Source organism: Streptosporangium album (genome assembly GCF_014203795.1).
Classification (GTDB): domain Bacteria; phylum Actinomycetota; class Actinomycetes; order Streptosporangiales; family Streptosporangiaceae; genus Streptosporangium; species Streptosporangium album.
Window position 1 is genome coordinate 511,581 of record NZ_JACHJU010000002.1, and the last position, 12,694, is coordinate 524,274.

Here is a 12,694-nt window from a genome sequence, read left to right on the forward strand (position 1 = left end):
GGAGCCCTTCCCCGCCGTCCCGACGCTCCGCTCGGCGGCCCGGACGCCGCCGTCATGATCGGTGTCCGTGAACACGACCCCGGCGGGCACCGTAAGGTGGGGTCCCAATTGCCGGGCTCGGAGTCGATGGCGGGGATCGTGGGCGGTTGGGAACGGACGCCGGTCGTGCTGGCCGGCCGGTATCGGCTGGAGGAGCTGATCGGCCGGGGCGGGACGGGGGAGGTGTGGCGTGGTCATGACCTGCGACCGGGCTGGCCGGTAGCGGTCAAGATCCTGTCGCCGGAGGTGCGGGACATCTCGATGCGCGAGCGGTTCGCCCGGGAGGCGCGGACCGCCGCGCGCGTCGTCCACCTCAACGTGGTGACGGTGTTCGACGTGGGCGAGCACGAGGGCCGGCCGTTCCTGGTGATGGAGCTGCTGGCCGGTCGCGACCTCGCCACCGAGCTGGCCGAGAACGGGCCGCTGAGCATCTCCGCGATGTGCCGCCTGGCGGGGCAGGTCGCGGCCGGGCTGGATGCCGCGCACCGGGCCGGGGTTGTCCACCGCGACGTCAAACCGGCCAACCTGCATCAGAGCGCGGACGGCGTGCTCAAGGTGGTCGACTTCGGGACGGCCCGGGTCGCGACCGAGGCCGCGATGCGGATGACCTCCGTCGGAAGCGTCATCGGCACGGCCGCCTACCTGTCACCCGAGCAGATTCTCGGTGAGCCGGGGACCGCGGCCTCTGACCTGTACGCGCTTGGCTGCGTCTGTTACGAGCTGCTGTGCGGGCGTCCTCCGTTCACCGGTCCGGCGCCGCAACTGATCTCCCAGCACGTGCACGACCTTCCCGACCCGCCGAGCCGGTATCGCCCGGACATCCCGGTGGAGCTGGAACGGCTGGTGCTGGCCCTGCTGGAGAAGGATCCCGCCGCGCGGCCGGCCAGCGGGGAGATCGTCCGCCGGGCACTGACCGAGATCGCCCACCGGGTGGCGTCACACGCCAGAGACCGTGCGAGAGACACCGCGGTGTTCCACCCGGCGGAGTCCGTCCCGGTGCCGTCGGCGTGGACGGCGAAGATTACGGCGGGCCGTCTCAGGGAGCGCCTGCCGGGGCGCAACGCCGGGATCGCACTGGGTGCGGCGGGCGTGGTCGCCGCGGTCATGGCGGCGGCCGTGTGGACATCCGCCCCCTCGGACCCGTCGGGGCGGGCCGCCGCCGCGATCCCCTCGGAAACGCCGTCCGCGGTGCCGTCCCCGGCCGCCTCGCGGACCGTGCCGGCGTCCCCGTCCCCGCCCCCCGGCCGGACCGCGCCGCCACGATCGGACCCGGGAGGATGGCGGGCGCGCCTGCTGGCCCTGAGCCGTGCCGTCAGCGACCAGGAGCGCCAGGGCGGCATCGACTCCAAGCTGGCCCGCAAGATCCGCGAGAAGATCTCCAAAGTCGGCAGGAAGATCGAGGAAGGCGACGGCAAGGGCGCCCGTGACGAGCTGCTCGGGATCGGCCGCGAGCTGGTCAAGGCGCGGGGCAAGGGGGAACTCGCCTCCGAGGGGCCGCTCACCGCCTTCCTGCGTGACTCCGGGCTCGACCTCGCATCGGGCGGCGACCACCGGCCCGGCAAGGGCGACAAGGACGATAGGGACGACTAGGACATTTCTCTGGAGGGAGGTCCCAGGGTGCCGGTGGCATGACCGGAGCTTCCTGGGTAACTCCTCATGTATGACTTCACCGACAGAGAATCCGCTGGCGGATTTCGACCCTTTCGACATCTTCGACACCGAGGCGGCCCGCCTGGACCGCCACTTCTCCGACCTCGGCGAGGAGGGCTGGAACCGCCCCTCCCGGTGCGCCGGCTGGTCGGTGCGGGACGTGCTGGCCCACCTGGCAGGGGAGGAGCTGTACAACCACGCCTGCCTGGACGGCGACCTCAAGGGGTTCTCCGCGACGCTCGAACGTGAGGGCGTCACCGGCGGTTACAACGGTTTCAACGACTGGTGCGTACGGCGTCGCCGTGACGTGCCCGTCGAGGAGGTGCTCTGGGAGTGGCGGCGCGCGAACGGGGAGACGCGTGAGCGCATGCGCGCGCTCGGCCGCGACGCGGAGCTGCAGACCATGGCCGGGCCGTACCCGGTGGGCCTGCAGGCCTTCCACTACGACTCCGAGTACGCCGCCCACGCCGACGACGTGGGAGCCCCCGTGCCGGACGGCGAGGCGGACGAGCGGGCCCGGTGGCGGGCCGAGGTGGCGACGTTCGTGCTGGGGGAGCAGGACTCCAAGGCGCAGGTCGAGATGACCGCCGAGCGGGTCTGGGTGCACGCGTTCGGCATGAGCGAGCAACTCCCCGTCTCCACCTTCGTCGAGGCAACGGTCGGCCGGCTGCCGGACGGCCACCCGCTCGACCGCAGGCTCAAGGCCGCGCTGCGCTGCCTGGCCTGAGTCCCCCGGCCAACCCCAAGTGGATCGCCCTCATGATCGCGGGCACCGCCGGACCGTCGGTCATCCGCGAGGTGGTGGCCGACTCCACACGGATGGAGCGGACGGACAGGCGCGCCCGACCGGCGGCGTCGGCTGGAAAGCCATCCCGGCACCGCCGTCCACGGCAGCCGCCGAGTGCCACTGACATTTACCTTGGCGTTCGACGCCTCCGTTCGCGAGGGCAGGGGTTACTTACTACTACCGTGAATGAAGCTAATTTTCTAGAGGTTATGACAGAAAGAAATTTTCTTCCCGTCCCTTATTGACCGGAACGACTCTTCATCGGGAAGCTTTTGAGCACAGTCGAGGCGAAAGGACCCGATGGTGACGGTCACTGTGCGCGCTTTTGCCCGAGGAGACGAGTCCTCCTTGCTCGATGGGTGGAACCGGAGCCTCCCCGCCGATCCCACGACGGCCCGCTGGTTGCGGGACTGCGTGCTTCTCGATCCCAACTTCGACCCGGCCGGGTTGCGTGTCGCCGTCCTGGCCGGTGAGGTCGTGGGGGCCGCCTACGCCGTACGGCGGCTGACCCCGCTCGCCGGGACGGACCTCGATCCGGAGACCGGCTGGATCCCCTTCTTCTTCGTCGCCCCCGAGCACCGCGGCGGCGGCCTCGGCCGCAGACTGCTCCGGGAGGCGCTGGACTTCCTCCGCGAGGACGGCCGCAGCCAGGTCGACTTCGCCTCCTACACGCCGAATTACGTCCTGCCCGGAATCGATCCGCAGGCCTATCCCGACGGCCACCGGCTCCTGACGGACCTCGGTTTCACGACGCTCTACTCACCGGTGGCCATGGACCGCGGCCTGGTCGGCTACGTCACGCCGGACGAGGTCCACGAGCTCCGGGCCAGGCGGGCCGGTGAAGGTTACGACTTCCGCAGCCCGCAGGACGGGGAGCTGCCCGAGCTGATCCGGTTCGCCGCCGACGTCTTCAACCCCGACTGGGGCGAGGCGCTCAGGAACGCCGTCCTCGGCGGCATCCCCCGCGAGCGCATCCTGATCGCCCGCAGGGACGGGATCGTGGGGTTCGCGATGCATGGGGCCTACCGCGGCGTCCCCGAGCGGTTCGGCCCGTTCGGCGTCGACCCCGCCGAGCGCGGCACCGGGCTCGGCAAGATCCTGCTGCACGCCACGATGACCCGGATGCGCGCCGAGGGACTGCACTCGTCGTGGTTCCTGTGGACCGGCGAGGCCAGCCCCGCGGGCCACCTGTACACGAAGGCCGGTTACTCGGTCACCAGGAGATTCCACGTCATGAGGTGGCGGGCGGAGGAGCGCGGCGAGGTCACCGGCTGACAGGGCACGGCTTAGGAGGACGCATGACCCATGTTCTGGCCATCGGCGCCCACGCGGGCGACATGGACCTGACGGCGGGCGCCGTACTCGCCCAGCACGTCCAGGCGGGAGACCAGGCCACCCTGCTGCACCTGACGCTCGGCGAACGGGGCCACCCCCGGATACCCGTCGCCGAGTACGCCGAGCAGAAACGGGACGAGGCGGAAGGTTTCGCGGCGGCGATCGGCGCGGGCGTCCGGTTCCTCGACTACGAGGACGGCCTGCTCCCCGAGGACGAGGACGTCAAGATGCGGGTCGGCGACCTGATCAGGGAGCTGCGGCCGGACGTCATCCTGACGCACTGGAGCGAGAGCATCCACAAGGACCACGCCCGCACCCACCGCATCGTGCTGGACGCCCGCTTCTACGGCGGGCTCCGGACCCTGGAACGCGAGCTGCCCGCGTACTGGGCGGGAGAGCTCTACTACGCCGACAACTGGGAGGACGCCGAGGGCTACCGGCCCGACGTCTCCGTCGAGCTGACCGAGGAGGCCTACGAGGTCTGGTCGCGGGCCATCACCGGTTACGCGTTCGCCCGCGGCGAGACCTACGGCTTCCCCTACGTCGACTACTACCGCGCCCTCACGATCGTGCGCGGGGCCCCCGCCGGGGTCCGGCGGGCGCAGGCGTTCGCGGCGCCCAAGGGCTCCCGCGACCTCCGGACACGCTTCTTCGGAAAGGGAACCGCCGCATGACCTCGCACCGCCGACAACGATCCCGCACCCCGATACGCCTCCTGCCGGCCGCGCTCGTGGCCGCCCTGGTCCTGGCCGGCTGCTCCGGCGCGCCCCCGGAGAGGGGAGCCGCCGCCGGAGACGCCCCTCCGCTCGTGATCCACGCCATCGACGCCGGTTCCTTCCAGGAGGACTTCAACCCCTTTCACCTCGAAGGGGTGAACTTAGGCAGCACCGGGATGATCTACGAGACGCTGGAGTTCATCAACAAGCTCAAGCCCGGCGAGAGCACCCCCTGGCTGGCCACCGGGCACGAATGGTCCGACAAGGGCAAGACCCTGACCCTCACCCTGCGCCAGGGGGTGAAGTGGACCGACGGCACGCCGTTCACCGCCGACGATGTGGCCTTCACCTTCGACACGCTGAAGAAGCACCCCGAGCTCAACACGGCAGCCCTCGACCTGAAGGGCACCACGGTGCTCGCCCCCGACAAGGTCGAGATCGACTTCGGCTCGACGTCGTACGCCAAGTTGTACAACATCACCGGCAACCGGCCGATCGTGGCCAAGCACCTGTTCGAGAAGGAGAACCCGGTCACCTTCACCAATCCCAAGCCGGTCGGCACCGGGCCGTACATGCTCTCGTCGTTCTCCTCCCAGCTCTACGAGATGAAGAAGAATCCCGCCTACTGGCAGCCGGGCAAGCCCGTGGTGCCGACCCTGCGCTTCCCGGCCTACACCGCCAACGCCGTGCAGACCGGGCTGCAGCAGGGGGAGATCGACTGGGCCGGCGCCTTCGTGCCCGACATCGACAAGATCTACGTCCAGGGACAGCCGGAGACCAACAAGTACTACTTCCCGCCCGAGGGGCTGGTCTCGCTCTATCTCAACCTGACCAAGCCGGCCTTCGCCAAGCCCGAGGTACGGCAGGCGATCAGCCTCGCGGTCGACCGGGATCGGATCGTCAAGGTCGCCGAACGCGGCTACACCACCGTGGCGCACCCGAGCGGCGTGTCGATGCCGGGCGGTGACGCCTACCTGCCGCCCGAGCACAAGGACGCCGCATACTCCGTCGACGTGGAGAAGGCCAAGCAGTTGCTCCAGCAGTCGGGCGTGGAGTCGTCCGAGCTGTCCTTCACGCTGCTGGTGCCCTCTCCCTTCACCGACTGGGTGAACGCCGCCCAGCTCATCCGGGAGGACCTGGCCAAGATCGGGATCAAGGTCGAGACGCGGGGCGTGGCCTTCCAGGACTGGGTCTCCAAGGTCGGCAAGGGCACCTACGACATGACGATCCGCGGCACGCCCGGTGGGCCCACCCCGTACCTCACGCTGCGCACGCTGCTCGACGGAGGCCTGGCCAAGCCGGTCGGGACCTCGACCTCGGGCAACTACGAGCGCTGGAAGGACGGGGAGACCGACAGGCTGATCGCCGACTACACCGCGACCGACGACCAGGCCGCGCAGGAGCGGGCCGTCCAGGGGCTCGGAAAGATCATGGTGGAGAAGGTCCCCGTCCTCCCGCTGTTCTACAGCCCCTCCTGGGCCCAGTACCGCACCGACAAGTACGTCGGCTGGCCCAGCGAGCAGGATCCGTACGCGATGCCCTCGCCGTACACCTCACCCGACGCGGCGGTGGTCCTGCTCCACCTCCGGCCGGCGGGCACGTGAGGTTCCTCGCCAGGCGGCTCGGGTTCTACCTCCTGACGGCCTGGGCCGCCGTCACCCTCAACTTCCTCATCCCCCGGCTGATGCCGGGGGACCCGGTCGACCTGCTGGTGGCCCGGCTGAAGGGCAACGTCGACCCGGCCGCGATCGACGCGATGAAGCGCGCGTTCGGGATCAGCGACGCCGGCGTCTGGCAGCAGTACCTCGACTACCTGGGGAACCTGCTCCACGGCGAGCTGGGCCGGTCGATCACGTTCTTCCCCGCCGAGGTGTCCACGATCATCGCCGGCAGCCTGCCGTGGACGATCGGCCTGGTCGGGGTCGCCACCCTGCTCAGCTATCTGCTGGGCACCTTCCTCGGCGTGATCGTCGCGTGGAAGCGGGGGAGCTGGCTCGACGGGGTGCTGCCCGCCACCACGTTCATGCACGCCGTGCCGTACTTCTGGGTGGCCCTGGCGCTGGTGTTCGTCTTCGGCGTGACGCTGCGGTGGTTCCCGGTGAGCCGCGCCTACGGCCTGGACGTCATGCCCGCCTTCGACGGCCCGTTCGTGTCGAGCGTGCTCTACCACGCGGCGCTGCCGGCCATCACGATCGTGATCGCCTCGATGGCCGACCGCATCCTCGGGATGCGCAACGTCATGGTCACCACGCTGGGTGAGGACTACGTGGTGATGGCCGAGGCCAAGGGGCTCACCAGCCGCCGGGTCATGTGGGCCTACGCCGCCCGCAACGCGATCCTGCCCAACATCACCAGCTTCGCCCTGTCGCTCGGGTTCGTGGTCGGCGGCTCGGTGCTCACCGAGATCGTCTTCTCCTATCCGGGCATCGGCTCGATGCTGCTCAAGGGGGTGGAGAACGAGGACTTCCCGCTGATGCAGGGCATCTTCCTGGTCATCTCGCTGGCGGTGCTGGCCGCCAACCTCCTCGCGGACCTGGCCTACGTCGTGCTCGACCCCCGCACCCGGCAGGAGGCCTGACATGCGCTCGTGGAAGATCAGGATCGGCCTGCTGATCCTCGCCTTCTTCGCCCTGATGGCGATCTTCGGACCGCTGCTGCTCACCGGCGACCCGTCCGCCACCGGCGGCGAGGCGCTGGCGGGGCCGTCGGCCGAGCACTGGCTCGGCACCACGCAGACCGGCCAGGACATCCTCCTGCAGGTCGTGCACGGCTCCCGCGTCTCGCTGGGCGTGGGGGTGCTGTCGGCCGTGATCGCCACCGCCGTGTCGATCGCCGTCGGCCTCGTCGGCGGCTACTTCGGCGGCGTCGTCGACGAGGCGCTCTCGGTGCTCACTAACATCTTCCTGGTGCTCCCGGCGCTGCCGCTGGTGATCGTGCTCGCGGGCTACCTGCCCCAGCGCGGTGTCACCTCGGTCGCGGTCGTCATCGCGGCGACCGGCTGGGCCTGGGGCGCCCGCGTCCTGCGCGCGCAGACGCTGTCCATCCGCCGCCGCGACTTCGTCGAGGCGGCCAGGGCCGGCGGCGAGAGGCCGCTGAGGATCATCTTCTACGAGATCCTCCCGGTGGAGCTGCCGGTGATCGCCACCAGCTTCCTGGCCACCGTGGTGGCCGCGATCCTCGCCGAGGCGGGACTGTCCTTCCTCGGGCTGGCCGACCTGTCCACCGTCAGCTGGGGGAGCATGCTCTACTTCGCGCAGAACGGCCAGGCCCTGCTCGTCGGCGCGTGGTGGTGGTTCATCCCGCCGGGCCTGTGCATCGCGCTCGTCGGCGCCGGGCTCGGACTGATGAACTTCGGCATCGACGAGATCGCCAACCCCCGGCTGCGGACCGTACGGGCGCCCCGGCGCCCCCGCCGCGAATCCGCCGCGGTGCTGGAGACCGCGGGAGAGGTGGGCCCGTGAACATCCTTGAGACCGGGGGAGAGGTGAGCGCGTGAACATCCTTGAGATCCGCGGCCTCAGCGTGGACTACCTGTCGGCGGGTGGCACCGTGCACGCGGTCGACGACGTCTCGCTGGACCTGCGGCGCGGTGAGATCCTCGGGGTCGCGGGGGAGAGCGGCAGCGGCAAGTCGACGCTGGCGCACGCCCTCGGACGGCTGCTGCGGCCCCCGGCCGTGGTCACCGGCGGTTCCGTGCTCTACCACCGGGCCGGCGGCGGCCCCGTCGACGTCCTGGAGCTCGACCGTGCGGCGCTGCGGGCGTTCCGCTGGAAGGAGCTCGCGATCGTCTTCCAGAGCGCGATGAACTCCCTCAACCCGGTGAGCACCATCGGCGCCCAGATCGACGATGTGCTGCGCATCCACGAACGCGACCTGCCGCGCAAGGTCCGGACCGAACGGGCGGCCGAGCTGCTGCGCCGGGTCGGCATCGGCGCCGACCGGCTGCGCAGCTACCCTCACGAGCTCTCCGGAGGCATGCGCCAGCGTGCCGTGATCGCCATCGCGCTCGCCCTCAACCCGGAGATCATCATCATGGACGAGCCGACGACCGCCCTCGACGTGGTCGTCCAGCGTGACATCCTGCACGAGATCCGGGCACTGAAGGACGAGTACGGCTTCGCGGTCGTCTTCATCACACACGACCTGTCGCTGCTCATGGAGATCTCCGACCGCATCGCGGTCATGTACGCCGGCAGGGTGGTGGAGACCGGAGCGGCCGGGGAACTGCACCGGGCGCCCCGTCATCCGTACACGCTCGGCCTGCTGCGTTCCTTCCCCAAGCTGCACGGGCCCCGCCAGGAACTGCTCAGCATCCCCGGCACGCCGCCGGACCTGAGGGCGCTGCCGTCCGGCTGCGCCTTCCACCCCCGCTGCCGGTCCGCTCTCGACGAGTGCTCCTCGACGCCTCCGCTCCTGCGTCCCGGCCCCGGGGGCGAGGTCGCCTGCCTGCTGAACGACGGGACCGGAGTGCCCGTCCCCACCGGACCGACGTCGGAGGTCGACTCATGAGCGGAGAGGTGGTGCTGGAGGGACGGAACCTGACCAAGAACTTCACGGCGGCCCGGGGCCCCAGAGGGAGGCTGGGCCGGCGCCCGCCGGTCCGCGCGGTGGAGGACGTGTCCCTGGCGCTGCGCGCCGGTTCGGTGACCGCGCTGGTGGGGGAGAGCGGCTGCGGCAAGAGCACGGTCGCGCGGCTGCTGGCGCAGGTCTACCCGGCGACCTCCGGGGAGGTGCTGCTGCGCGGCCGTCCCGTGCGCGCCCATCGCGGGTCCGGGTTCCGTGACTACCGCCGCCAGGTGCAGCTGATCTTCCAGGACCCCTTCGCGTCGCTCAACCCCTTCCACCGGGTCCGCTACCACCTGGCCAGGCCCCTGCGGATCCACGGTCACGTGCGCTCGGCCGCCGACGAGGCCGAGCAGGTGGCCGAGCTCCTCGAAAGGGTCAGCCTCACCCCGGTCGAGCAGTTCATGGACAAGCTTCCGCACGAGCTGTCGGGCGGGCAGCGCCAGCGGGTGGCGATCGCCAGGGCACTCGCCGTACGGCCGGCCGTGCTGATCGCCGACGAGCCGGTCTCCATGCTCGACGTGTCGATCCGGCTGGGAGTGCTCCGGCTGCTGGAGCGCCTGGCCGACGAGAGCGGTCTGGCCCTGCTGTACATCACCCATGACATCGCGAGCGCGCGCTACTTCGCCGAGGACATCACGGTGATGTACGCCGGGCGGCTCATCGAGCGTGGTCCGGGGGAGGTGCTCACCCAGGAGCCGGCGCATCCCTACACCCGCCTGCTCCTGTCGGCCGCCCCCGATCCGGACCGCGTGTCGCCACCGGAGATCCTCAGACGCGGCGAGCCCCCCAGCCTGGCCGATCCGCCGGGCGGCTGCCGCTTCCATCCCCGCTGTCCGATCGCCCTGCCGGTCTGCTCGGAGCGGACCCCGCCCCGCACCGATCTCGGCGACGGACGCTGGACCGAGTGCTGGCACTACGGGGACGGCTGAGGCGGGGTGCTCGGGTGCGGCGGATCGCCCAGCCGCCGCAGCCTGCCCAGCCGGTTGCGGACGCCCTCGAAGTGGGCGTGCACCGCGGCGATGGCCGCCGCCTTGTCCCCGGCCGCGACGGCGGCGTGGATGTCGCGGTGCCGCCGCACGACGTCGGCCGGGGACTCGTCGGGGCTCCCCAGGTTGTCGCGTAGCTGGTGGTAGACGTCCCAGAAGGCGCCGAGAAGCTGCCCGACCAGGGGGTTGCCCAGGGGGCGGTAGAGCACGTCGTGGAAGAGCCGGTCGGTGTCCGGTGAGACGTCTCCCACGAGGGCCTCGGCCTCCATCTGCTCCATCACGACGTCGACCGGGGACAGGTCGGCCTCCTGGTGCCGGTCGATCAGCCGCTGGACCAGGCCGGTCTCGAGGATCTCGCGGATCTCGATGAGGTGGCCGAGATCGTTCCGGCCGTCCTGCATCGTGATCCGGCCGTGGAAGGCCAGCTCGTCGACCAGGCCGCTCAGCGACATCCGGCCCACGAACATCCCGAAGCCGTGGCGGATGTCCACGATGCCGACGGCCTGCAGGGCCTTGAGCGCCTCCCGGACCGAGTTGCGGCTGATCCCGAGCTCCTCGATCAGCTCGGACTCGGTGGGCAGCGGGTCGCCGGCCGCGAGCCTGCGCCGCAGGATGATGTCCTTGACGGCCTCTTGGACCTCGACGGCGCGGCTGAGCCGGCCGCGGAACGGGCGGGGGGCTGTGGTCACGGTGTTCCCTTGTGATCGGCGGCCGGTGGCGGTGCCCCGTGCCGGGTGGCAGTCGTCGGTGGTGCGAGACCAGGTCCCCGGCTTGCTTCCGACCCGACAGCATACGACGCGATTCTCCGGTCGATGGCGTGGCGGAGCCGCTGGAGAGTGATCGCGACGAAACATTACGGAAACGTTCCCGCCAATTTCTGTTGACCAAATGGCGGCTAGCCCTTTACCGTCCACTCTAATACATAACGTAGGACGTAGGACGTCCTAGGAATTTCTCTCCCTGACCCCGACGCCTGTAGGAGGCACCGTGAGCGCCCCCCCATTCCGGCCCGCCCTCAGCCGCCGCGACTTCCTGCGCTACAGCGGAGCGGCGGGCGCGGCGGCGGCCATCGCGGCCTCCCTCTCCGCTTGTTCGGGCGGACCCGCCTCGACCGGCTCGGTCGGTGCCGGATCGGACAAGGACCTGGTCACCGCCGTCATCGGATACGGCAACGACCAGAGCTGGGACCCGACGCAGACCGCCTCCGCGTTCACGATGGCCGGCATCAGCCACATCTACGAGGGGCTGCTGGACACCGACCCGATCACGCGCGAGCCGTATCCCGCCCTGGCCACCGCCCTGCCGGCGGACCCGGCGGCCACCTCGTGGAAGTTCACCCTCCGCGAGGGCGCGAAGTGGCACGACGGCCGGCCGGTGACCGCCGACGACGTGGTCTTCACCTTCCAGCGGATCCTCGACCCGGCCGCGAACGTGCTCGTCGGCAACTTCTTCAAGGCATGGCTGCAGGAGGTCAAGAAGATCGACGACCGCAACGTCGAACTGGTCTTCAAGTTCCCGTTCCCCGACGCGGCGCCGCGGCTGACGATCGCCAAGATCATGCCCAAGCACGTCTTCGGCGCCCCCGGCGCCTGGGACGCGGCCAAGGGCGGCAAGACCTGCGGATCCGGCCCCTACAAGCAGACCGCGCACAATCCCAAGTCGAACACGACCTTCGAGGCGTTCGCCGACTACAACGGCCCGCGGCCGGCCACCGTCAAGAAGATGAACTGGCTGTCCATCGTCGACGCCGCGGCGCGGGTCGCCAAGATCTCCGGAGCCGCGGCCGAGGCGCAGATCGCCGACAACGTCCCCTACGCCAACATCGACCAGCTCGCCGCGTCAGGGCTGACCGTCGAGGGCGGCAAGGGCATGAACCACATGTTCCTCATGTTCAACACCGGTGCCAAACCCTTCGACGACGTGCGGGTACGGCAGGCGCTGCACTACGCGATCGACAAGCAGAAGATGATCCAGGTGGCGCTCAAGGGGCACGGCACCGCGTCGAGCTCCTTCCTCAACGAGGGACACCCCGACCACGCCAAGGCGGCCACCGTCTACGACTACGACCCGGACAAGGCCAAGGCGCTGCTCAAGGAGGCCGGGGCCGAGAACCTGACGGTCAACCTGATGGCGGTCAACCTGAGCTGGATCGTCGACTGCCTGCCGACCATCGCCGCCTCCTGGGAGGCGATCGGCGTCAAGACCACACTGGAGCCGCAGGACACCGCCGCGCTGTTCGCCAAGATGGACCAGTTCCAGGACTACCAGGTGGTCGCCGCCGCGTCGAACCCCAACCAGTTCGGCATGGACGCCGATCTGATCATGCACTACAACTACGTCCGCGGCGGCCTGTGGATGAAGTACAGCCACTGGGAGAGCAGCAAGGCGGCCAAGGATCTCTTCGAGATGATGGACAAGGCCACCGAGGAGCCGGGCAGGACGGAGAAGGCCGAGCTGATCCACAAGTACATCGACGTCATCGCCGAGCAGGCGGTGCTCTATCCGGTCGTGCACACCGAGTTGATGACCGCGTGGGATCCACGGAAACTCTCCGGAATCCGCCCGCAGCCGTACCCGGGCATCAACCTGCTGCAGGCCAAGCGCACCTGACCATG

General features: G+C 70.0%; 11 protein-coding genes. 10 read left to right on the top strand and 1 reads right to left on the bottom strand.

The features are described from left to right. Positions 1–54 precede the first annotated feature (54 nt). From FHR32_RS26045 to FHR32_RS26085, 9 genes are all read left to right on the top strand, one after another. Positions 55–1,629 carry a serine/threonine-protein kinase gene (locus FHR32_RS26045; protein WP_184757162.1) on the top strand — a complete coding sequence of 525 codons (1,575 nt, stop codon included), beginning with the start codon at positions 55–57 and terminating at the stop codon, positions 1,627–1,629. Positions 1,630–1,699: 70 nt separating this feature from the next. Then, complete coding sequence (locus FHR32_RS26050) at positions 1,700–2,416, top strand: maleylpyruvate isomerase family mycothiol-dependent enzyme (protein WP_184757164.1); 717 nt, start codon at positions 1,700–1,702, stop codon at positions 2,414–2,416. Between the two features lie 408 nt (positions 2,417–2,824). Then, positions 2,825–3,751: a GNAT family N-acetyltransferase gene (locus tag FHR32_RS26055; RefSeq protein WP_221466213.1), complete on the top strand. Its 927-nt coding sequence runs from the start codon at positions 2,825–2,827 to the stop codon at positions 3,749–3,751. Between the two features lie 23 nt (positions 3,752–3,774). Further along, positions 3,775–4,485 carry a PIG-L deacetylase family protein gene (locus FHR32_RS26060; protein ID WP_184757168.1) on the top strand — a complete coding sequence of 237 codons (711 nt, stop codon included), beginning with the start codon at positions 3,775–3,777 and terminating at the stop codon, positions 4,483–4,485. Next, complete coding sequence (locus tag FHR32_RS26065) at positions 4,482–6,131, top strand: ABC transporter substrate-binding protein (RefSeq protein ID WP_184757170.1); 1,650 nt, start codon at positions 4,482–4,484, stop codon at positions 6,129–6,131. Before FHR32_RS26060 ends, FHR32_RS26065 begins: the two co-directional genes overlap by 4 nt. Further along, positions 6,128–7,105, top strand: a complete 978-nt coding sequence (locus FHR32_RS26070; RefSeq protein ID WP_184757172.1) for an ABC transporter permease — start codon at positions 6,128–6,130, stop codon at positions 7,103–7,105. The genes FHR32_RS26065 and FHR32_RS26070 overlap by 4 nt, the downstream gene beginning before the upstream one ends. 1 nt (position 7,106) lies before the next feature. Continuing rightward, positions 7,107–7,988, top strand: coding sequence for an ABC transporter permease (locus FHR32_RS26075; protein ID WP_184757173.1), 882 nt, complete (start codon positions 7,107–7,109; stop codon positions 7,986–7,988). 31 nt (positions 7,989–8,019) lie between these two features. After that, entirely contained in the window at positions 8,020–9,036 is a 1,017-nt protein-coding gene (locus tag FHR32_RS26080) for an ABC transporter ATP-binding protein (protein ID WP_184757175.1), read from the top strand. Continuing rightward, a complete protein-coding gene (locus FHR32_RS26085; RefSeq protein ID WP_184757177.1) occupies positions 9,033–10,022 on the top strand; it encodes an ABC transporter ATP-binding protein in 990 nt (329 codons plus the stop codon). Before FHR32_RS26080 ends, FHR32_RS26085 begins: the two co-directional genes overlap by 4 nt. Here FHR32_RS26085 and FHR32_RS26090 read toward each other — a convergent pair. Beyond that, positions 10,007–10,768 (bottom strand): FadR/GntR family transcriptional regulator, encoded by a 762-nt coding sequence (locus tag FHR32_RS26090; RefSeq protein ID WP_221466214.1) that lies wholly within the window; start codon positions 10,766–10,768, stop codon positions 10,007–10,009. The two genes, FHR32_RS26085 and FHR32_RS26090, sit on opposite strands and share 16 nt — an antisense overlap. 298 nt (positions 10,769–11,066) lie before the next feature. Between FHR32_RS26090 and FHR32_RS26095 the strand changes: the two genes are divergently transcribed. Further along, entirely contained in the window at positions 11,067–12,689 is a 1,623-nt protein-coding gene (locus FHR32_RS26095) for an ABC transporter substrate-binding protein (protein ID WP_184757180.1), read from the top strand. Positions 12,690–12,694 lie beyond the last annotated feature (5 nt).

Excerpts from the sequence above, each read along its gene's own strand:
- FHR32_RS26045 (WP_184757162.1), top strand. The coding sequence starts at position 55 with ATGATCGGTGTCCGTGAACACGACCCCGGCGGGCACCGTAAGGTGGGG.
- FHR32_RS26050 (WP_184757164.1), top strand. The coding sequence starts at position 1,700 with ATGACTTCACCGACAGAGAATCCGCTGGCGGATTTCGACCCTTTCGAC.
- FHR32_RS26060 (WP_184757168.1), top strand. The coding sequence starts at position 3,775 with ATGACCCATGTTCTGGCCATCGGCGCCCACGCGGGCGACATGGACCTG.
- FHR32_RS26065 (WP_184757170.1), top strand. The coding sequence starts at position 4,482 with ATGACCTCGCACCGCCGACAACGATCCCGCACCCCGATACGCCTCCTG.
- FHR32_RS26075 (WP_184757173.1), top strand. The coding sequence starts at position 7,107 with ATGCGCTCGTGGAAGATCAGGATCGGCCTGCTGATCCTCGCCTTCTTC.
- FHR32_RS26085 (WP_184757177.1), top strand. The coding sequence starts at position 9,033 with ATGAGCGGAGAGGTGGTGCTGGAGGGACGGAACCTGACCAAGAACTTC.